The organism is Xanthomonas sp. SI (assembly GCF_014236855.1).
In the GTDB taxonomy this organism is placed as follows: Bacteria; Pseudomonadota; Gammaproteobacteria; order Xanthomonadales; family Xanthomonadaceae; genus Xanthomonas_A.
This window is the reverse complement of sequence record NZ_CP051261.1, coordinates 3000651-3019695: the sequence shown is the minus strand read 5'-3', so window position 1 is coordinate 3019695 and position 19045 is coordinate 3000651. Positions and strand designations below refer to the sequence as shown.

Below are 19045 nucleotides of genomic sequence, written 5' to 3'. Positions count from 1 at the left end.
TGAGCGAGCGCCGGTCGCGGCATCCATGCAAGGCGTGCTGGCGAAAGGAGGCTGCTGATGCGAGTTGCTGTAAGCGGCCCTTGCAAGACAGCGGCAACACCTTACCTTCGATCCACACGCAACCTTCAAGGACACCTATGATCGCCCACCGGCAATCCGATCACGCGTACGGCGACGACCCGCCGCGCATCTCGACCGGCAGTGCGGGTCTGGACAATATCCTCGGCGGCGGCGTCGACCCCAACCGCCTCTATCTCTACGAAGGCCGCCCCGGCACCGGCAAGACCACGATCGCCCTGCAGTTCCTGCTGGAAGGCGCGCGGCATGGCGAACGCGCGCTCTACATCACCTTGTCCGAGACCCAGCGCGAGCTGAGCCTGGTGGCCGCCCGCCACGGCTGGAGCATGAACCAGATCGATGTGTTCGAACTGGTGCCGCCGGAGATCGTGCTGGATCCGGAGCGCGAGCTCACCGTGTTCCATCCGGCGGAAATGGAGCTGACCGAGACCACCAAGCTGATCTTCGACAAGGTCGAGCAGCTCAACCCGGCGCGTGTGGTGCTGGACAGCCTGTCCGAGTTGCGCCTGCTCGCGCAGAGTCCGCTGCGCTATCGCCGCCAGGTGTTGGCGCTGAAGCATTTCTTCGCCAGCCGGCAGTGCACGGTGATCCTGCTCGACGACCTGTCCTCGCAGCAGAACGACCTGCAGTTGCACTCCATCACCCATGGCGTGGTGTTGCTGGAACAGCTCGCCATCGACTACGGCGCCGAACGCCGGCGCCTGCGCGTGGTCAAGATGCGCGGCATCCAGTTCCGCGGCGGTTTCCACGACTTCACCATCGAGAAGGGCGGCCTGGAAATCTATCCGCGCCTGATCGCCAGCGATTACAAGCACCACCATATCGAGGAGGTCGTCCCCAGCGGCAATGCCGAACTGGACCGGCTGCTCGGTGGCGGGCTGGAGCGCGGCACCAATGCCTTGCTGTTGGGCGCGGCCGGCGTGGGCAAGTCCTCGCTGGCGCTGACCTATGCCATTGCCGCGGCCGAACGTGGCGAACACAGCGTGTTCTTCGCCTTCGACGAGGGGCGCAGCACCGTGGAGGCGCGCTCGCGCACGCTGGGCTTGCCGCTCGACGAAAAGCTCGACAATGGCCTGATCCGTTTTCAGCAGATCGATCCGGCGGAGATGTCGCCGGGCCAGTTCGCCGCCAACGTGCGCCGCAGCGTGGAGGTGGACCATGCGCGGGTCATCGTCATCGACAGCCTCAACGGCTATCTCAATGCGATGCCGGACGAGCGCTTCCTGATCCTGCAGATGCACGAATTGCTCAGCTACCTGGGCCAGCAAGGCGTGCTGACCATCCTGGTCCTGGCGCAACACGGCTTGGTCGGGCCAATGGAAACTCCGCTGGATCTCAGTTATCTCAGCGATTCGGTGCTGATGCTGCGCTATTTCGAGGTGGACGGCACGGTGCGCCGGGCGCTGTCGGTGGTGAAGAAGCGCAGCGGTAGCCACGAGAACACCATCCGCGAGTTCCGGCTCAGCAGCAAAGGACTGGACATCGGTCCGCCGATCACCCAGTTCAGCGCCATCTTCTCCGGAACGCCGCGCTACAGCGGAAACGATCTGCCGTTCACGAGCTCCGTCGCGCATGAGCAGCAGTGACGCCAGCGAAAGCCGGGTCCTCGTCTACGCGCCGATCGGGCGCGACGGCGGGGCCTCGGTGGAACTGCTGCGGCGTGGCGGTGTGGTGGCCTGCAACTGCGTAGATCTGGACAGCGTGGTACGCGAACTGAACATCGGTGCCGCGGCGGTGTTCATCGCCGAAGAAGGCCTGTTCGGGAAGGATGCGAGCGCGCTGTTCGCCTGGGCCGACGCGCAGCCGACTTGGTCCGATCTGCCGTTCGTGGTGTTGACCAGCCATCAGGAGCAACCGTCCGTGGTGACCTGGCGGCGCAAGCTGGTGGCTTCGCTGCGCAACGTCGCCTTGCTCGAGCGGCCAGTGCAGGCCATCACCTTGACCAGCACCATCAAGGCCGCGCTGCGCGCCCGCACCCGTCAGTACGAAGTGCGCTCGCTGTTGCGCGAACAGGCGTCGGCGGCGCAGAAGCTGGAGGCGCAGGTGGTGGCGCGCACGCGCGAACTGGAGCAGGCCAATCGCCTGCTGCGCACGCAGATGGACGAGCGCGCGCGGGTCGAGGAAACCCTGCGCCACGCGCAGAAGATCGAGGCCATCGGGCAATTGACCGGTGGCGTCGCGCACGATTTCAACAATTTGCTGATGGTGATCTCCGGCGGCCTGGCGATGCTCGACACCCAGGCCGATCCGGGCGTGCGCAAGCGGCTGATGGATGGCATGCAGAAGGCCGCGCAGCGCGGCGCCGGGCTGACCCGGCAGTTGCTGGCGTTCTCGCGGCGGCAGGAGCTCAAGCCGGAGCCGGTCGATCTGACCCGGCAGATCGGCGGCATGCGCGAACTGCTGGACCGCAGCCTGCGCGGCGACGTGCACGTGGATTTCGATTTCGCCGACGGCCTGTGGCCGATCGAAGTGGATCCGGGCGAGCTGGAGCTGGTGGTGCTCAATCTGGCGGTCAATGCGCGCGATGCGATGCCCAATGGCGGCACCATCGTGGTGCGGGCGCAGAACATGGCGGGTGCGGGCAAGACCGATCCGGACTTCATCCGCCTGTCGATCATCGACACCGGCGTCGGCATGGCGCCGGAAGTGAAGGCGCGGGTGTTCGAACCGTTCTACACCACCAAGGACATCGGCAAGGGCTCGGGCCTGGGCCTGGCCCAGGTACACGGGTTCGTGCAGCAATCCGGCGGCTCCATCCACATCGACAGCGAACTCGGGCAGGGCACCGCGATCCATCTGCTGCTGCCGCGCTCGTTCCGCGCGCCGGCGCCGGACGAGCGGCATCTGGTGGACCTGCAACAGGTGGCGCGCCGCGCCCCGGGCGAGGCCGGCTACGTGCTGCTGGTCGAGGACGACGACGAAGTCGCCGCCCTGGTCGGCGAAATGCTGCGCCAGCTGGGCTACCAGGTGACCCGCGTGGCCAGCGCGGCCGCGGCGCTGGGCGCGTTGGCCAACGAGCGCGTGGTGGACATTGTGTTCTCCGACATCATGATGCCCGGCGGCATGAACGGCCTGGAGTTGGTCCACGAGATCCGCATGCGGCGCCAGGAACTGCCGATCCTGCTCACCAGCGGCTACGCGGAAGCGGCGAAATCCGCGGCCGAGGCCGAAGGCGTGCAGATCCTGTCCAAGCCCTACCGGCTGGACGAACTGGCCACGGCGTTGCAGCAGGTGCGTGCCAATCCCGGCGCCCAAGACAAACCGGAAGCGGCGCCGCTGTATTCGTGAGCGCAGGCGCCGCTGGCGCCAGCCAGCGCCTGCGTAGAATCGCCCAGCCGCCGCGTCAGCGCGGTGCCTGAGTCTTTGCGCCGGCTCAGTGCAGCAAGGTATCGCCGAGCAGTTTCACGTTCAGCGCCACGATCAGCGCGGCGATGACCCACGACAGCCCGATCAGCCAGCGCGGCGCGACCAGCGCGCCCATCTTGCGTTTGTCGGCGACGAAGCGCACCAGCGGGATCACCGCGAACGGCAGCTGCATCGACAGCAGCACCTGACTCAGCACCAGCAGCTTGGCGGTGCCTTGCTCGCCGTAGAGCCAGGTCACCACCACCACCGGCACGATCGCCAGACCGCGGGTCAGCAGGCGCCGCGCCCAGGCCGGGATGCGCAGGTGCAGGAAGCCCTCCATCACGATCTGCCCGGCCAGCGTCGCGGTCACCGTGGAGTTGATGCCCGAGGCCAGCAGCGCCACCGCGAACAGGGTCGAGGCCAGGCCGACGCCGAGCATCGGCGCCAGCAGCTCGTAGGCCTGCTCGATCTCCTCCACGTCGGTCCGGCCGTGCGCATGGAATACCGCCGCGGCCAGCACCAGGATCGCGGCGTTGACGAATAGCGCCAGGCTCAGCGCGATGGTGCTGTCGGCCAGCGCCCAGCGCAGCGCCGAGCGGCGGCCGTCGTCGCTGCGTTCGTAGGCGCGGGTCTGCACGATCGACGAATGCAGGTACAGGTTGTGCGGCATCACCGTCGCGCCGATGATGCCGATCGCCAGGTACAGCGCGGCCGGATTGGTCACCACTTCGGCGCGCGGAATGAAGCCGGCCAGCACCTCGCGCAGCGGCGGCGCGGCCAGCACGATCTGCACCATGAAGCAGGCGAAGATCACCAGCAGCAGCGCGATCACGAACGCCTCCAGGGTGCGAAAACCGCGCCGCATCAGGTACAGCACCAGCAAGGCGTCGATCGCGGTGATGATCGCGCCCAGGGTCAGCGGGATGCCGAACAGCAGCTTCAGCGCGATCGCGGTGCCGATCACCTCGGCCAGGTCGCAGGCCACGATCGCCGCCTCGCAGGCCAGCCACAGCAGGAAGTTGACCGGCTTGGAATAGTGTTCGCGGCAGGCCTGCGCCAGGTCGCGGCCGGTGGCGATGCCCAGCCGCGCCGCCAGCCCCTGCAGCACGATCGCCATCAGGTTCGACAGCAGGATCACCGACAGCAGCAGGTAGCCGAAGTGCGAGCCGCCGGCAATGTCGGTGGCCCAGTTGCCCGGATCCATGTAGCCCACCGAGACCATGTAGCCCGGCCCCAGGAAGGCCAGGAAGCGGCGCCAGCCGAGCCCGCCGCTGGGCACGGCGACGCTGCCGTTCATGCGCCCCAGGCTGCGCCGCGGTGGCTCGCTGGCCTGCGGCCAGGCGGCGTTGGACTCGGGCAGGGGCAGGGGATCGGCCATGGCGGGAACGTGCGTGGGAGGAGCGCGATCGAGTATATAGCACTTGCTATTCTAGTTAGCATTGGCAAATCGAATCGCTGCGATAGGCGCGATTTCGGCCAGAATAGGCAGCGGCCGGCGTTCGCCGGCACCGGACAAGGGCGTTGCGATGCAGAAAAGCGGGAAGTTGACGGCACCGGGGGCGGTGCTGCTCGACGCCGAAGTGCAGGTCGAGAGCTTCCGCCAGGTGCGCGAGGCGCACCGCCTGGAGCTGATCGAGGACTATGTGGAGCTGATTTCCGACCTGCTGGCCGACGGCGGCGAGGCGCGGCAGGTGGACATCGCCGCGCGCCTGGGCGTGGCCCAGCCGACCGTGGCGAAGATGCTCAAGCGGCTGGTCAAGGGCGGCTGGGTGATCCAGCGGCCGTATCGCGGCGTGTTCCTGACCCCGGACGGCGAAGCGCTGGCGGCGGCCAGCCGGCAGCGGCACCAGACCGTGGAGCAGTTCCTGCTGGCGCTGGGCATCGACGAGGACATCGCGCGGCGCGATGCCGAGGGCATCGAGCACCATGTCAGCGAAGCCACGCTGGCGGTGTTCGCCGAGTTCGTGCGCAAGCACGCCGCGGCGCGATGAACGCCGACAGCGACACCGCCGCGCGCGACGAGCGCTGGATGCTGCACGCGCTGGCGCTGGCCGATCGCGCGGAGCGCGAGTTCGACGAGATTCCCGTCGGTGCGGTGCTGGTCTCGGCCGACGACGAGGTGCTGGGGGAGGGCTGGAACCTCAACATCGCCGAGCACGATCCCAGCGCGCATGCCGAGATCGTGGCGCTGCGCCAGGCCGGGCGCCGGCTCGGCAACCACCGCCTGGTCGGCAGCACCCTGTACGTGACCCTGGAGCCGTGCGCGATGTGCGCGATGGCGGTGGTGCATGCGCGCGTGGCGCAGCTGGTGTTCGCGGCCGCCGATCCGAAGACCGGCGCCTGCGGCAGCGTGTTCGACCTGGTTGCCGATCCACGCCACAACCATCGGGTGCAGGTGCGCGGCGGGGTGCTGGCGGCGCCGGCCGGGCTGCGCCTGACCAACTATTTTCGCGCCAAACGCGGCAAACCGCTGCTCGGCGGTTGAACGCCACGGCGCTGGCCAATGTGAAGCCGCCGGGTCACGCGCGGTATCATGCACGACCGATACGAAACCCCCGCGCCGGCAGCGCCGCCGCGAACGACTGGATGGTGATATGGCGGAACCGCACGTGGACAACGATCGTCTGATCTGGATCGATCTGGAAATGACCGGATTGGATACCGACAAGGATTCGATCATCGAGATCGCCACGGTGGTCACCGACAGCCAGCTCAACGTGCTGGCCGAGGGCCCGGAATTCGCTATCGCGCATCCGCTGCAGACGCTGCAGGCGATGGACGAGTGGAACCGCAACCAGCATCGCCATTCCGGGCTGTGGCAGCGCGTGCTCGACAGCAAGACCACCCTGGGCCAGGCCGAGGCGCAGACCGTTTCATTCCTGGCGCAGTGGTGCAAGCCGGGCGCGTCGCCGATGTGCGGCAACTCGATCTGCCAGGACCGGCGCTTCCTGCACCGGCAGATGCCGCGGCTGGAGCGCTTCTTCCACTACCGCAACCTGGACGTGTCCACGCTGAAGGAACTGGCGCGGCGCTGGGCGCCATCGGTCGCCTCGGGACTGAACAAGACCTCCTCGCACACCGCGCTCAGCGACGTGCACGACTCGATCGATGAACTGCGCTACTACCGCCCGTTCATGGGCGCGCTGAGCGGGCAGGGCAACGGCGCACGCTGAGTCGCGCTGCGCGACACGCAGGCCGCGCCTGTCCGGCGCGGCCTCGCGCAATGATCTGCGTCAACGGGCCAGCGGCGGCCCTTGCTTGGTCTCGCCGTCGTCGGTCACGCCCTTCAGTAGCAGCTCGGCGATCGGACGCCCATCGGCATCGTGGTGGTACACGTGCAGATCGCGCTGCGGATAGGGAATGCTGAGCCCGTTCTCCAGCAACTGGTTGCGGATGTTCTCCAGCGTGCTGCTCTTGGCCGCGCCGAAGTCGCCGTTCCTGGCGTAGGCGAACAGCATCAGGTCCACCGTGCTCTCGCCCAGGTTGGTGACCTGCACGAACGGCGCCGGCGTCTCCAGGATGTTCGGATTGTCCTGCGCGATCTGCAGCAGCAACTGCTGCGCCTTCTTCAGATCGTCGCCATAGCCCACGCCCACCGTGATCTCCAGACGCCGATTGGGCAGGGTGCTGTAGTTGACGATCGGCGCGGTGGTGATGGTGCTGTTGGGCAGAGTGATCATGCGCTCATCGAAGCTGCGGATGCGGGTCTGGAAGATCCGGATCTCGTCGACGATGCCTTCCTGCCCGGCCACCACCACGTGGTCGCCATCGCGCATCGGCCGCAGCACGATCAGCATCACCCCCGAGGCGATGTTGGACAGCGAATCCTTCAGCGCCAGACCGACCGCCAGGCCGGCCGCGCCGAGCACCGCGAACAGCGAGGTCGGCGGCACGCCGATCTTCTGCAGCGCGGTGACGAACACCAGCACCAGCAGCAAGGCATAGGCGACGTTGCGCAGGAAGTTGCTGAGCGTGGTCTCCACCCGCGCGCGAACCAGCGCGCGGTGCAGCCACTGGCTCAGGCGCTTGGCGATCCACATCCCGAGCACCAGGATGACCAGCGCCACGCCCCAGTTGAGCGCGTACTGCGCCCAATCCAGGTCTCGCCAGTTGAACGGCTGCTGTGTCCGTGCCGCCGGTGCGGTGGCGGTCGCCGCCGCGACTGCCGCCAGCAACGTTGCTGCCGTGCCCATCAGCTGGCGGCTTTCAGCTTGGCCAGGCGCAGCCAGGTATCGACCACGGTGTCGGGATTCAGCGACACCGACTCGATGCCTTCCTGCATCAGCCATTCGGCCAGGTCAGGATGGTCCGAAGGACCCTGGCCGCAGATGCCCACGTACTTGCCCTTGGCGCGCGCGGCCTTGATCGCCATCGACAGCAGCTTCTTGACCGCGGCGTTGCGCTCGTCGAACAGGTGCGCCACGATCGACGAATCGCGATCCAGGCCCAGGGTCAGCTGGGTCAGGTCGTTGGAGCCGATCGAGAAGCCGTCGAAGATCTCCAGGAACTCGTCGGCCAGCAGCGCATTGGACGGCAGCTCGCACATCATGATGATCTTCAGGCCGTTCTCGCCCTGCTTGAGCCCGTTCTTCTCCAGCACCTCGATGACCTTGCGGCCTTCTTCCAGGGTGCGCACGAACGGGATCATCACCCACATGTTGTCCAGGCCCATCTCGTTGCGGACCTTGAGCACCGCCTTGCATTCCAGCGCGAACGCGGCCGAGAAGCTCGGATCGACATAGCGGCTGGCGCCGCGGAAGCCGATCATCGGGTTCTCTTCGTGCGGCTCGTAGTTGCTGCCGCCGATCAGGTTGGCGTACTCGTTGGACTTGAAGTCCGACAGGCGCACGATCACCGGGTTCGGCGCCACCGACGCGGTCAGCGTGGCGATGCCTTCGGCCAGGCGGTTGATGTAGAAACTGACCGGGTCCGCGTAGCCGGCGATCTTCTCGTCGATCTTCTTCTTGGTCGCCGCGTCCTGCTTGGCGTATTCCAGCAGCGCATTGGGATGGATGCCGATGTGCGCGGCGATGATCATTTCCAGCCGCGCCAGGCCGATGCCGGCGTTGGGCAACTGGCCGAAGTCGAACGCGCGCTCCGGGTTGGCCACGTTCATCATGATCTTCAGCGGCGCCGGCGGCATGTTGCCCAGATCGGTGGTGGTGCGGTCGAACGGCAGCAGGTCGGCGTAGATGAAGCCGGTGTCGCCTTCGGCGCAGCTCACCGTCACTTCGCGGCCATCCTCGATCAGCTCCATCGCGTTGCCAGTGCCGACCACTGCCGGCACGCCCAGCTCGCGGGCGATGATCGCCGCGTGGCAGGTGCGGCCGCCGCGGTTGGTGACGATCGCCGAGGCGCGCTTCATCACCGGCTCCCAATCCGGATCGGTCATGTCCGCAACCAGCACGTCGCCGGGCTGCACCCGGCTCATGTCGTCCAGGCTGCGCACTACGCGGGCCACGCCGGCGCCGATCTTCTGGCCGATGGCGCGGCCTTCGGCGATCACCGTGCCGCGCTGTTCCAGCGCGAAACGCTCGATCTGGGTGGCATGGCCGCGCGACTTCACCGTCTCCGGGCGCGCCTGCACGATGAACAGCTTGCCGCTGACGCCGTCCTTCGCCCACTCGATGTCCATCGGCCGCTGGTAGTGCTTTTCGATCACCAGCGCCTGCTTGGACAGTTCCTGCACGTCCTCGTCGCTGATCGAGAAGGTGTTGCGCAGCTCGGCGGGGGTGTCTTCGATGCGCACGCGCTCGCCGGGCACGTCCGAATACACCATGCGGATCATCTTGCTGCCCAGCGAGCGGCGCAGGATCGCCGGCTTGCCGGCGGCGAGGGTGGGCTTGTAGACGTAGAACTCGTCGGGATTGACCGCGCCCTGCACGACCATTTCGCCGAGGCCGAAGCTCGAGGTAACGAACACCACGTCGCGGAAACCGGACTCGGTGTCGAGCGTGAACAGCACACCGGCGGCGCCGACGCCCGAGCGCACCATCAACTGTACGCCGGCCGACAGGAACACGTCCTCGTGCTTGAAGCCGTGGTGCACGCGATAGGCGATGGCGCGGTCGTTGTACAGGCTGGCGAAGACTTCCTTGACCTTGTGCAGCACATCGTCGGCGCCGGTCACGTTGAGGAAGGTCTCCTGCTGGCCGGCGAAGCTGGCGTCGGGCAGGTCTTCTGCCGTTGCAGACGAGCGCACTGCCACCGCGACTTCGCCGCCGCCGTTCTCGGCGCATAGCTGCGCGTAAGCCTCGCGGATCGCCTGGTCCAGCTCGGGCTGCAGCGGCGCCTCGGTGACCCAGCCGCGGATTTCCTTGCCGGCCACGGTCAGCGCGCCGACGTCTTCCACGTCCAGCGTCGCCAGCTTGTCGAAAATGCGCTGATAGAGATTGTTGTGGGCGACGAACGCCTTGAACGCTTCGGCGGTGGTGGCGAAGCCGCCGGGTACCGAGACTCCCAAACCTGCCAGGTTGCCGATCATTTCGCCGAGGGAGGAGTTCTTGCCGCCGACGCGGGCCAGGTCGGTCAGGCGCAACTCGTGCAACCAAAGGATGTTCTCGTTCAAGCGCGATGCTCCGTTGGGCCATCGCCCGAGGCGGGCAGAGTGGCCGCGTCCGTGGGGGAAGAAGCCGATATCATGCAGTGCGCACCCGAGTCGGCACAAGCGCGGCCGGGGGCATCCGTTGGGTTTCAGCAAGGAGAATCCAGGCAATGTCGACGATCCGACCGGTGTTCTACGTGTCCGATGGAACCGGTATCACCGCTGAAACCATTGGGCATAGCCTGCTCACCCAGTTCAGCGGTTTCAGCTTCGTCACCGACCGCATGTCGTTCGTAGACGATCCGGAAAAAGCGCGCGAGGCGGCGCAGCGTATCCATGCCGCCGGCGAGCGCTATCAGGTGCGGCCGATCGTGGTCAATTCCTGCGTCGATCCGCAGCTGAGCATGCTGCTGTCGGAAAGCGGGGCCTTGATGCTCGACGTGTTCGCGCCGTTCATCGAGCCGCTGGAGCGCGAGTTGAACGCGCCGCGGCATTCGCGGGTGGGGCAGGCGCACGGCCTGGTCGATTTCGAGACCTATCACCGGCGTATCAACGCGATGAACTTCGCGCTGACCCACGACGACGGCATCGCGATCAACTACGACGAGGCCGACCTGATCCTGGTCGCCGTCTCGCGCGCCGGCAAGACGCCGACCTGCATCTACCTGGCGCTGCACTACGGTGTGCGTGCGGCCAACTATCCGCTGACCGAGGAGGATCTGGAGCACGACCGGCTGCCGCCGCGCTTGCGTCCGTATCGCAGCAAGCTGTTCGGGCTGACCATCGATCCGGATCGGCTGCAGCAGATTCGCCAGGAACGGCGGCCGAATTCGCGCTATTCCAACCTGGAGACGTGTCGGCGCGAGGTGTCCGCGGCCGAGACCATGTTCAGGATGGAGCGGATCCCGACGCTGAGCACCACGCATACCTCGATCGAGGAAATTTCCAGCAAGGTGCTGGCGACGCTGGGGCTGCAGCGCGAGATGTTCTGAGCGCGGCAGCGTGGATCGTGGCGCCTGCGTGAAATCGGCCCATCTGTGAGGCGATCGCGCCTCGGTGCCGAGACTTCCAAGGTAGGCCGGCGCGGGCGATCCGTCAATGCTGCCGCGGCGGCGTTGCAGCGTGTAGCATCGGCTCCATGCAACACGCCCTGACCCGCAGCGAACGCATCCCCCGGCTGAGCCGATTCGGCTGGCTGATGGGGCTGTACGCCGAGAACTTCGTGCACCTGAACCGGCTGTTCGTGCCGTCCGACCTGGCCGTGGGCAGCTACCTGTCCTCGATCGGCGACGGCCTGGACCTGCGCCTGGACGTGATCGAACACCACCGCTACACGGTGGAACTGCGCATCACCTACGACCTGTGCGACCCGCTCACCGGCGAGCCGGATCCGTCGGCCTACGTGCGCCTGTACCGCGACGCGCGCCAGGCCGAGACCACGCATTGCTACGTCGGCCGCCGCTGGCAGGACGTGATGGGGCTGTATCCGCCGCCGGCGGAACTGATCAGCCACCGCATGCGCATGAACACCTTCCTCAGCAAGTGGCTGGAATACCTGGCCGAGCGCGGCCATGGCGTGGCCACGCTGAAGCCGGCCGGGCCGCTGCGGCGCCCGGCCGAGGACACGGCGGCGCCCGCGCCCTGATCGTTGGCCGCGGCGGATGCGGCATACTGCGCGCCCGCCGACTCGCCCGCCTGCCGCATGCCTTACACCCCGATCGTCGCCACGCTGGGCTACGTGCTGTCGCCCGACCGCTCCAAGGTGCTGCTGATCCATCGCAATGCGCGGCCCGGCGACCACCACCTGGGCAAGTACAACGGCCTGGGCGGCAAGGTCGAGGCGGACGAGGACGTGCTGGACGGCATGCGCCGCGAGATCCGCGAAGAAGCCGGCATCGAATGCGATGCGCTGCAACTGCGCGGCACGATCAGCTGGCCCGGTTTCGGTAAGCATGGCGAGGACTGGCTGGGCTTCTTGTTCCTGATCAGCGCCTACAGCGGCGAGCCCTTTACCGAAAACGCCGAGGGCACATTGGCCTGGGTGCCTGTGGCGGAGATGGACGCGCTGCCGCTGTGGGAGGGCGACCGCCACTTCCTGCCGCTGGTGTTCGACGGCGATCCGCGCCCGTTCCACGGGGTGATGCCGTACCGCGACGGGCGCATGCTGTCTTGGCGCTATTCACGGGTCTGAGCGGCATCGCGCCTGCGCCGCGCTTGTCCACAGCGGCTGTGGATCGATCCTGCACAAGCCTGTGGGCAAGCGTGGCAAGTCGCTGAAACTGCTGCCCGATTTTTGTGGGTGGCGAAAATTTCGCCAGTACCGGCTGCGTTTCTCCACAGCGGGTGTGGATGGAACCGGCCAAACGCTGTGGATAAGACTTCGATCGCGTTGCAGCGCAACGCCTGTCGCCAGGCTGGCGAAAAATTCGCCAGCATCGATTGCGGTATCGGCCGGCGTCGGTGTTGCCGCAACGCGGCGCGCCGCTACTGCGCGGTCCAGCCGCCGTCGATGGCGATGGTCTGCGCGGTGATGTTGCGCGCCGCCGGTGAGGCCAGGAACGCGACGCAGCCGGCCAGTTCGTCGTAGTCGATGAACACGCCCTTGGGCATTGGCTTGAGCATCACCTGCGCGATCACATCGGCTTCGGAAATGCCGCGGGTGCGCGCCTGGTCGGCGATCTGCTTGTCCACCAGCGGGGTTTTCACGTAGCTGGGGCACAGCGTGTTGATGGTGATGTCGGTGTCGGCGGTTTCCAGCGCCACGGCCTTGGAGAACCCGACCAGGCCATGCTTGGCGGCGACGTAGGCGCTCTTGTACGGGCTGGCGACCAGCGAATGGATGCTGCCGATGTTGACGATGCGGCCGAAGCCGCGCGCGCGCATGCCCGGCAGCACGGCCTGGGTCAGGCGCGCCACGCCGGTCAGCATCACCTCGATCAGCAGGCCCCACTTGGCCATCGGGAACTCCTGCAGCGGCGCCACGTGCTGCAGCCCGGCGTTGTTGACCAGCACGTCCAGCGGCCGCGAGATCGCCGCCAGCGCCGCGCCGATGCTGGCCTCGCTGGCCACGTCCAGCGCCACCGCCTCGGCCGAGCCGCCGGCCGCGCGCAGTTGCGCGGCCACGGCTTCCGCCGCGCCCGCATCCAGATCGCTGACGACGATGTGGCGGCCGCCGGCGGCCAGTTCGCGGGCGATGCCGGCGCCGATGCCGCTGGCGGCACCGGTGATCAGGACGGTCTGCATGGGAAGCACCTGTCGGGAGGGAAGATGCGCAGCGTAGCAGCGCCGGGCGAGGGCGCCATGGCGCCGGTCCTCGCCAGTGCGGTGGCGCCACGCTACCCTGTGCCGGTCGCACTCTTCTCACGCCGGATCCGCCACGCTATGCCGATGAAACGCCACTTTTCGATGCTGCGCGAATTCCAGTTGGCCGACTGGTTCACCCTGGCCAATGCCTTCTGCGGCACCGGCGCGGTGTTCGCGTCGATGCGCTTCCTGCAGGAGGGCCGGCGCAGCGACCTGCTGATCGGCATGGCGCTGATTCCGCTGGCGTTCGTGTTCGATGCGCTGGACGGGCGCGTGGCGCGCTGGCGCAAGTCCTCGTCCACGCTCGGCCGCGAACTGGATTCGCTGGCCGACGTGATCTCCTTCGGCGTCGCCCCGGCGGCGCTGGCCTATGCCTGCGGCATGCAGGGCGGCTGGGACTGGCTGGTGCTGAGTTTCTTCGTGTGCTGCGGGGTCAGCCGCCTGGCGCGCTACAACGTCACCGCCGAGCAGCTGGCCGGCGACGGCGACAAGGTGCCGTATTTCGAAGGCACGCCGATCCCGAGCAGCCTGGCGCTGGTGATCGTGCTCGCGGTGGCCGCGCACCTGGGTCATCTCGGCGATGCGCTGTGGTGGGGCCAATGGCGGCTGGGGCCGTGGCTGCTGCACCCGCTGGTGCTGCTGTTCGCGCTGTCCGGATCGCTGATGATCAGCAAGACCCTGCGCATTCCCAAGCCTTGAGCGGCGGCAGGTTGCTATCATCCCCGTCTGACCTGGGAGGGTGGCGATGAAGGCTAGCGGCGGCAGCGGTGCCGGCGATTTCGAAGCGTTGGCGCGGCAGTACTGGGGCGCGTGGAGCGACGCGTTGCGCCAGGGCGGCGGCGCGGCCGCGCAAGCGCCCGCCGACGGTGCCGGCCACGGTTCGTGGCGCGAGGCGATCGACACCTGGGCGCAGTGGTTGCCGCGCGGTACCGGCGCGCAGGCCGAGGACGCGGTGTCGCAGTTGCAGCAGCAGGCCGGCGAGTGGTTCGGCGCGATGCAGCAGGTGGCGGCACAGTTCGCCGGGCGCGATGCCAGCAGTGCCGACGTGGCCGACGCCTGGAAACAGCAGGTGCAGGGCCAGCGCGAGCAGATGCTGCAATGGCTGCTCGGCGCGGCGCGCGGCGCCGGCCAGGCCGGCGTGGATCCCTGGTTGCAGCAGGCGGCGCAATGGCTGCAGGGCTGGCAGCGCGACAGCGGGCCGTGGCTGCAGATGCCGGGCTTCGGTCCGGGCCGCAATCACCACGCGCGCTGGCGCGCGCTGGCCAAGGCGCAGCAGGATTACCAGGCGCAGTTGCAGGCCTACCTGGGCCAGTTGCAGGGTGCGATCGACCGCGCCTTCGGCGTGTTCGAGGCCAAGCTGCGCGAGCACGAGGATCCAGGCCGCCAGTTGACCAACGCGCGGGCGATGTTCGACCTGTGGATCGATGCCGCCGAAGAGGCCTACGCCGCGTCCGCGCTGTCGGAAGAATTCCGCGAGGTCTACGCCGGCTTCGCCAATGCGCAGATGCGCCTGCGCGCGCTGCTGCAACGCGAGACCGAGCAGCTGTGCGAACAGTTGGGTCTGCCCACCCGCACCGAGCTGGATGCGGCGCATCGGCATATCGCCGATCTGGAGCGGCGGCTGCGCCGGTTGGAGCGGGGCGCTGCGCCGGCCGCTGCGGCGGCGCCCTCGGAGCCGACCGCGAGCGGCAAGGCCGCACCGCGGCCGCCGTCGCGATCCAGGCCTGCGGCCGCTGCGGCGTCCAAGGCGGCTGGCGCGAGGAGCAAAGCCGCTTCCAAGCCGTCCACTGCGCGTTCTGCTGCCACTCCCAAGCCGCCGATCAAGTCCAAACCTGCCGCGAAGTCGAAGTCCAAGCCTGGTGTGAAGTCCAGGCCTGCCGCGAAACCCAAGCCCGCTGCGGCCAAGCCGGCGCGTGGCAAGTCGGCTGCGGCGCCGCGTAGGAGCCGCGCATGAAAGGGCCGTTGAGCTTCAGCAGCGACGACCTGCTGCAGGAAACCCTGGAGCTGCAGCGCAAGCTCATGGAAGGGCTGCGCGTGCTGCCGGGACTGGACGAAGTGCAGTACGGCGTCACCGAGCGGCAGGAAGTGTGGCGCGACGGCAAGGTGGTGCTGTACCGCTTCGTCGGCGAGCGGCCGCCCACCGCGAAGGTGCCGCTGCTGATCGTGTATGCGCTGGTCAACCGCCCGTACATGGTCGACCTGCAGGCCGACCGCTCGCTGGTCAAGGGCCTGCTGGCGCTGGGCGAGGACGTGTACGTGCTGGACTGGGGCTATCCCGACCGTTCCGAGCGCTACCTGACCCTGGAAGACTATCTGCTGCGCTACATCGACGGCGCGGTCGATCACCTGCGCGACGCGGCTGGCGGTGCACCGATCAACGTGCTCGGCATCTGCCAGGGCGGCACCTTCTCGCTGTGCTATGCGGCGCTGCAGCCGCACAAAGTCCGCAACCTGGTGACGATGGTGACGCCGGTGGATTTCCATACCCCGGACAACATGCTGTCCAGCTGGGCGCGGCAGGTGGACGTGGATCTGTTCGTGGACACGCTGGGCAATGTGCCGGCGGACCTGATGAACGCCAGTTACCTGATGCTCAAACCATTCCGGCTGAACCTGCAGAAGTACGTCGGGCTGCTGGACATCCTCGACGATCCGCGCGCCCTGGAAGATTTCCTGCGCATGGAAAAGTGGATCTTCGATTCGCCCGACCTAGCCGGCGAGACCTTCCGCGAGTTCGTCAAGCAGTTCTACCAGGACAACGCGCTGATGCATGGCCGCGCGCGCATCGGCGAGCACGCGGTGGACCTGGCCAAGGTCGCCATGCCGGTGCTCAACATCTACGCCGAACAGGACCACCTGGTGCCACCGGACGCGTCGCGCGCGCTGCGCGGCCTGGTCGGCAGCGACGACTATGCCGAGCTGAGTTTCCGCGGCGGCCACATCGGCATCTACGTGTCCGGCCGCGCGCAGCGCGAAGTGCCGGCGGCGCTGCACCGCTGGCTGGCCGAGCGCGATGGCGGCGAGTGAACGCGTGATGCGGCGCGCCGTGCGATTCCCGCGCCGGCTCGGTGTGCGCTTGCTGGCGTTCGGCCTGGCCTGCGTCTACACGGTCGCCGCCGCGGCGGCGCCATCGCCGGTCGCCGAGCGCGAAATCGGCGCGCTGCTGGCGGCCTTGCAGGCTTCGCCGTGCCGGTTTCAGCGCAACGGCAACTGGTACCCGGCGGCGGACGCCAAGGCGCATCTGCAGCGCAAGTACGACTACCTGCGCAAGCGCGACCTGGCCGCCAGCGCGGAGCAATTCATCGAGCGCGGCGCCAGCCGCAGCAGTAGCAGCGGGAAGGCCTATCGGGTGGCCTGTCCGGGCCAGCCGGAGCAGGACGCGGCGACCTGGTTCGCGCAGCAACTGGCCGCGCTGCGCCGTCACGCCGCGTCCGCGGCGCCGCGCCCAGACTGAGCGCGCCTTCGCCGCAGGAGCCGCCGCCATGTCCCAGTCCACCCCCACGCTGTCGCGCTCGCTCAACGACCGCATGCTCGCCGGCGTGATCGGCGGCATCGCGCATCGCTTCGGCTGGAGCGCGACGCTGCTGCGCGTGGTCTACGTGGTCGGTTCGATCGCCTCGGCCGCGTTTCCCGGCATCCTGGTCTATCTGATCCTGTGGCTGCTGATTCCCAACGAAGCCGATTGACCCGGCCGGCGCTGGATGCGCTGCGCCTGGCCGGTTTCGCGCTGGGCGCGCTGTGGACCTCGCCCAATACGCTGCTCGGCCTGATCGCCGGATGCGCCGGCATGCCGTTCGGCGCGCGCGCGCGGATCAGTCGGCGCGAACTGGCGCTGGTGTTCGACCGCTTCCCCTGGGGACCGCGCGGGGCGTTGACGCTCGGCAACGTGATCCTGGTCAGTGCCGACGACCTGGATGTGGCGTGCGCCACCTACGAACATGCCGCCGGCCGCTGCTGGCACCCGAACGTGCGCCTGGGCGATCACGAACGCGCCCACGTGCTGCAATACCTGCTGCTCGGCCCTTTGTTCCTGCCGCTGTACTTCGCCTGCGGCGGGGTCGGCGTGCGCAATCCGTTGGAGCGCGCCGCCGACCGCTATGCCTTGCACGGCCACGGCTGGTGGCCGTGGCGGCGCTGACGCTCAGTCCAGCCGCGCGAAACCGAACAGTTGCTTCAATGGATGCGCGCGGCGCTCGATCTGCGCGCGCAGCAGGCCCGCGCCGAGCATGCTGTAGGTGATGCCGTTGCCGCCGTAGGCCATCGCGAACTGCATGCGCGGCCCGTGCTGCGGGTGCGGGCCGAAGAACGGCAGGCCGTCGGCGGTCTCGGCGAAGGTGCCGGCCCAGGCGAAGGTCGGCTGCAGTTCCAGCCCCGGCATCGCCTTGGCGATCTTGCGGCACAGCTTGCGCGCCTTGCTGTCCACCCGCGCGTCGCGGCGCATCGGGATGTCGACGCTGTCGTCCTCGCCGCCGGCGACGATGCGGCCGTTGCCGGTGCTGCGCAGGTATAGATAGGGGCGCGCGCTTTCCCACACCATGGTGTCCTTCAGTACGCCGAGCTGGGCGTCGTCCAGCGGATCGCTGACGAAGGCGTAGCTGCTGCGGTTCTTGGCCACGCGCTGGTCCAGCCAGCCCTGGCTGGCATAGCCGGCCGCCATCACCACGTGGCCGGCGCGCACCTGCATGCCCTGGTCGGTGCGCAGCGTGGCGCCGCGGCCGCTCACCTGGATGTCGGCGATGCGGGTGCGGTCGTAGACGCCGGCGCCACGCTTGTGCGCGCGGCCGAGCAGGCGATAGGTGAGGCGATACGGATCGACCCGCGCGGCCTGGTGGCTGAGGATCGCGCCGTGCGCCTCGACCCCGTACCCGGCGCGCAACGCCTGTGCGTCCAGCCATTCCACTTCCAGGCCGTGTCGCGCGCGCAGCTGCAGTTCCTGCTGCAGCACGCGCACGTGGCGACGGCGGCTGGCGTAGTACAGGCTGTCGTTCCAGCCGAAGTCGACGTCGCGCAGCGGCCGCGCCAGCGCACGCAACTGCTCCAGCGCCTGCGCGCAGGAACGGTAGGCGAGGGCGGCGGCGTCTTCGCCATAGCGCTTGGCCAGGTCGAGCATGTGCGTGTCGATCTCGTATTGCAGCAGCGCGGTGCTGGCCGCGGTGCTGCCCCAGCCGATGTCGCGTTGCTCCAGCACCGCGACGTCATGGCCATGCGCGACCAGTTCGTCGGCGATCAAGGCCGCGGTGATGCCGCCGCCAACGATCGCCACGTCGCAGCGCAGGTCGCTATGCAACTGCGGGAAGCTCTGCATCAGGCCATTGCGCACCGACCAGAAGGGATAGCCGCTCTTGAGATCCATACATGCCGGTTGCCGTGGAGGTGCGCGACTAATGCCTAGATCCGGTTAAGCCGGCGTGAGGCAGGCGCAAGTCATTTGCGGGCAAACAGCCGCGATTAACCTGCGTGGAGAGCGCCCTCACGACGCGCTGTGTAGGCTGCGCGCCAGTTCCACGAATTCCCAGCAGAGGAAGCGTCATGTCGGTCGTTCTGTATATCGGTGGCAGCAAGGATGGCCAGAAGGGCGTGATGCCCTATGGCTTCAGCAAATCGATGAAAGAGACCGACCAGGGGCCGGAGATCTATGTCGAGCGCGTGCTCGCGCTGAGCGATCGCCGGGTCCGGATCATGGCGCTGGAATCGCTGCAGGACGAGATCGTCGTGGAACGCTTGCACCAGTATTATTCGCGTTGACACCGGCATGCGAACCCCGGTGTGGTC

At 67.9% G+C, this 19045-nt stretch carries 20 protein-coding genes; 15 read left to right on the top strand and 5 right to left on the bottom strand.

Annotation, left to right across the window (positions count from 1 at the left end; all coding sequences use genetic code 11):
- The first annotated feature begins 137 nt into the window (after positions 1-137).
- Complete coding sequence (locus tag HEP75_RS12590) at positions 138-1664, top strand: ATPase domain-containing protein (RefSeq protein WP_185823754.1); 1527 nt, start codon at positions 138-140, stop codon at positions 1662-1664.
- Positions 1651-3366: a response regulator gene (locus HEP75_RS12585; RefSeq protein WP_185823119.1), complete on the top strand. Its 1716-nt coding sequence runs from the start codon at positions 1651-1653 to the stop codon at positions 3364-3366. The genes HEP75_RS12590 and HEP75_RS12585 overlap by 14 nt, the downstream gene beginning before the upstream one ends.
- An 85-nt stretch (positions 3367-3451) precedes the next feature.
- Here the strand turns inward: HEP75_RS12585 and HEP75_RS12580 are convergent, their stop codons facing one another.
- A complete protein-coding gene (locus HEP75_RS12580; RefSeq protein ID WP_255423849.1) occupies positions 3452-4804 on the bottom strand; it encodes an Nramp family divalent metal transporter in 1353 nt (450 codons plus the stop codon).
- A 148-nt stretch (positions 4805-4952) separates the two neighbouring features.
- Here HEP75_RS12580 and mntR point away from each other — a divergent pair, with 148 nt between their 5' ends.
- The 3 genes from mntR to orn all read left to right on the top strand — a co-directional run bounded on the left by mntR (position 4953) and on the right by orn (position 6599).
- The gene (gene mntR, locus HEP75_RS12575) at positions 4953-5417 is read left to right on the top strand and encodes a manganese-binding transcriptional regulator MntR (RefSeq protein ID WP_179564890.1); all 465 of its coding nucleotides are present in this window, start codon (positions 4953-4955) and stop codon (positions 5415-5417) included.
- Positions 5414-5911, top strand: coding sequence for a tRNA adenosine(34) deaminase TadA (gene tadA, locus HEP75_RS12570; protein WP_185823753.1), 498 nt, complete (start codon positions 5414-5416; stop codon positions 5909-5911). The genes mntR and tadA overlap by 4 nt, the downstream gene beginning before the upstream one ends.
- 109 nt (positions 5912-6020) lie before the next feature.
- Complete coding sequence (orn, locus tag HEP75_RS12565; protein ID WP_185816332.1) at positions 6021-6599, top strand: oligoribonuclease; 579 nt, start codon at positions 6021-6023, stop codon at positions 6597-6599.
- Positions 6600-6659: 60 nt separating this feature from the next.
- Here the strand turns inward: orn and HEP75_RS12560 are convergent, their stop codons facing one another.
- Positions 6660-7619, bottom strand: coding sequence for a mechanosensitive ion channel family protein (locus HEP75_RS12560; protein ID WP_185823752.1), 960 nt, complete (start codon positions 7617-7619; stop codon positions 6660-6662).
- Positions 7619-9994 carry a phosphoenolpyruvate synthase gene (gene ppsA / locus HEP75_RS12555; RefSeq protein ID WP_185823751.1) on the bottom strand — a complete coding sequence of 792 codons (2376 nt, stop codon included), beginning with the start codon at positions 9992-9994 and terminating at the stop codon, positions 7619-7621. The genes HEP75_RS12560 and ppsA overlap by 1 nt, the downstream gene beginning before the upstream one ends.
- A 146-nt stretch (positions 9995-10140) precedes the next feature.
- Here ppsA and HEP75_RS12550 point away from each other — a divergent pair, with 146 nt between their 5' ends.
- The 3 genes from HEP75_RS12550 to HEP75_RS12540 all read left to right on the top strand — a co-directional run bounded on the left by HEP75_RS12550 (position 10141) and on the right by HEP75_RS12540 (position 12161).
- A complete protein-coding gene (locus HEP75_RS12550) occupies positions 10141-10962 on the top strand; it encodes a pyruvate, water dikinase regulatory protein (RefSeq protein ID WP_039009881.1) in 822 nt (273 codons plus the stop codon).
- A gap of 146 nt (positions 10963-11108) precedes the next feature.
- Entirely contained in the window at positions 11109-11615 is a 507-nt protein-coding gene (locus HEP75_RS12545; protein WP_185816335.1) for a DUF1249 domain-containing protein, read from the top strand.
- Positions 11616-11672: 57 nt separating this feature from the next.
- Positions 11673-12161, top strand: a complete 489-nt coding sequence (locus HEP75_RS12540; RefSeq protein ID WP_185816336.1) for an 8-oxo-dGTP diphosphatase — start codon at positions 11673-11675, stop codon at positions 12159-12161.
- A gap of 293 nt (positions 12162-12454) precedes the next feature.
- On the opposite strand, the gene HEP75_RS12535 is transcribed toward HEP75_RS12540, so the two are convergent.
- Positions 12455-13213, bottom strand: a complete 759-nt coding sequence (locus HEP75_RS12535) for a 3-hydroxybutyrate dehydrogenase (RefSeq protein WP_185823750.1) — start codon at positions 13211-13213, stop codon at positions 12455-12457.
- A gap of 144 nt (positions 13214-13357) precedes the next feature.
- On the opposite strand from HEP75_RS12535, the gene HEP75_RS12530 reads away from it, so the two are divergent.
- From HEP75_RS12530 to HEP75_RS12505, 6 genes are read left to right on the top strand one after another with little or no spacing between them, the layout of a single operon-like run.
- Positions 13358-13972 carry a phosphatidylcholine/phosphatidylserine synthase gene (locus tag HEP75_RS12530; RefSeq protein ID WP_185816338.1) on the top strand — a complete coding sequence of 205 codons (615 nt, stop codon included), beginning with the start codon at positions 13358-13360 and terminating at the stop codon, positions 13970-13972.
- A gap of 46 nt (positions 13973-14018) precedes the next feature.
- A complete protein-coding gene (gene phaE, locus HEP75_RS12525; protein ID WP_185823749.1) occupies positions 14019-15227 on the top strand; it encodes a class III poly(R)-hydroxyalkanoic acid synthase subunit PhaE in 1209 nt (402 codons plus the stop codon).
- On the top strand, positions 15224-16300 hold the full coding sequence (locus tag HEP75_RS12520; RefSeq protein WP_185823748.1) for a class III poly(R)-hydroxyalkanoic acid synthase subunit PhaC: 1077 nt from the start codon (positions 15224-15226) through the stop codon (positions 16298-16300). The genes phaE and HEP75_RS12520 overlap by 4 nt, the downstream gene beginning before the upstream one ends.
- Positions 16301-16349: 49 nt before the next feature.
- Positions 16350-16727: a DUF5329 family protein gene (locus HEP75_RS12515; RefSeq protein WP_255424103.1), complete on the top strand. Its 378-nt coding sequence runs from the start codon at positions 16350-16352 to the stop codon at positions 16725-16727.
- A 28-nt stretch (positions 16728-16755) separates the two neighbouring features.
- Positions 16756-16959, top strand: a complete 204-nt coding sequence (locus HEP75_RS12510) for a PspC domain-containing protein (protein WP_179564868.1) — start codon at positions 16756-16758, stop codon at positions 16957-16959.
- The gene (locus HEP75_RS12505) at positions 16929-17411 is read left to right on the top strand and encodes a hypothetical protein (protein ID WP_255423848.1); all 483 of its coding nucleotides are present in this window, start codon (positions 16929-16931) and stop codon (positions 17409-17411) included. The genes HEP75_RS12510 and HEP75_RS12505 overlap by 31 nt, the downstream gene beginning before the upstream one ends.
- Before the next feature lie 3 nt (positions 17412-17414).
- Here HEP75_RS12505 and HEP75_RS12500 read toward each other — a convergent pair whose 3' ends face one another.
- Positions 17415-18626 carry an FAD-dependent oxidoreductase gene (locus HEP75_RS12500; RefSeq protein ID WP_185823746.1) on the bottom strand — a complete coding sequence of 404 codons (1212 nt, stop codon included), beginning with the start codon at positions 18624-18626 and terminating at the stop codon, positions 17415-17417.
- Between the two features lie 176 nt (positions 18627-18802).
- Between HEP75_RS12500 and HEP75_RS12495 the strand changes: the two genes are divergently transcribed.
- Positions 18803-19018 (top strand): hypothetical protein, encoded by a 216-nt coding sequence (locus tag HEP75_RS12495; RefSeq protein ID WP_185823128.1) that lies wholly within the window; start codon positions 18803-18805, stop codon positions 19016-19018.
- Positions 19019-19045: the final 27 nt, after the last annotated feature.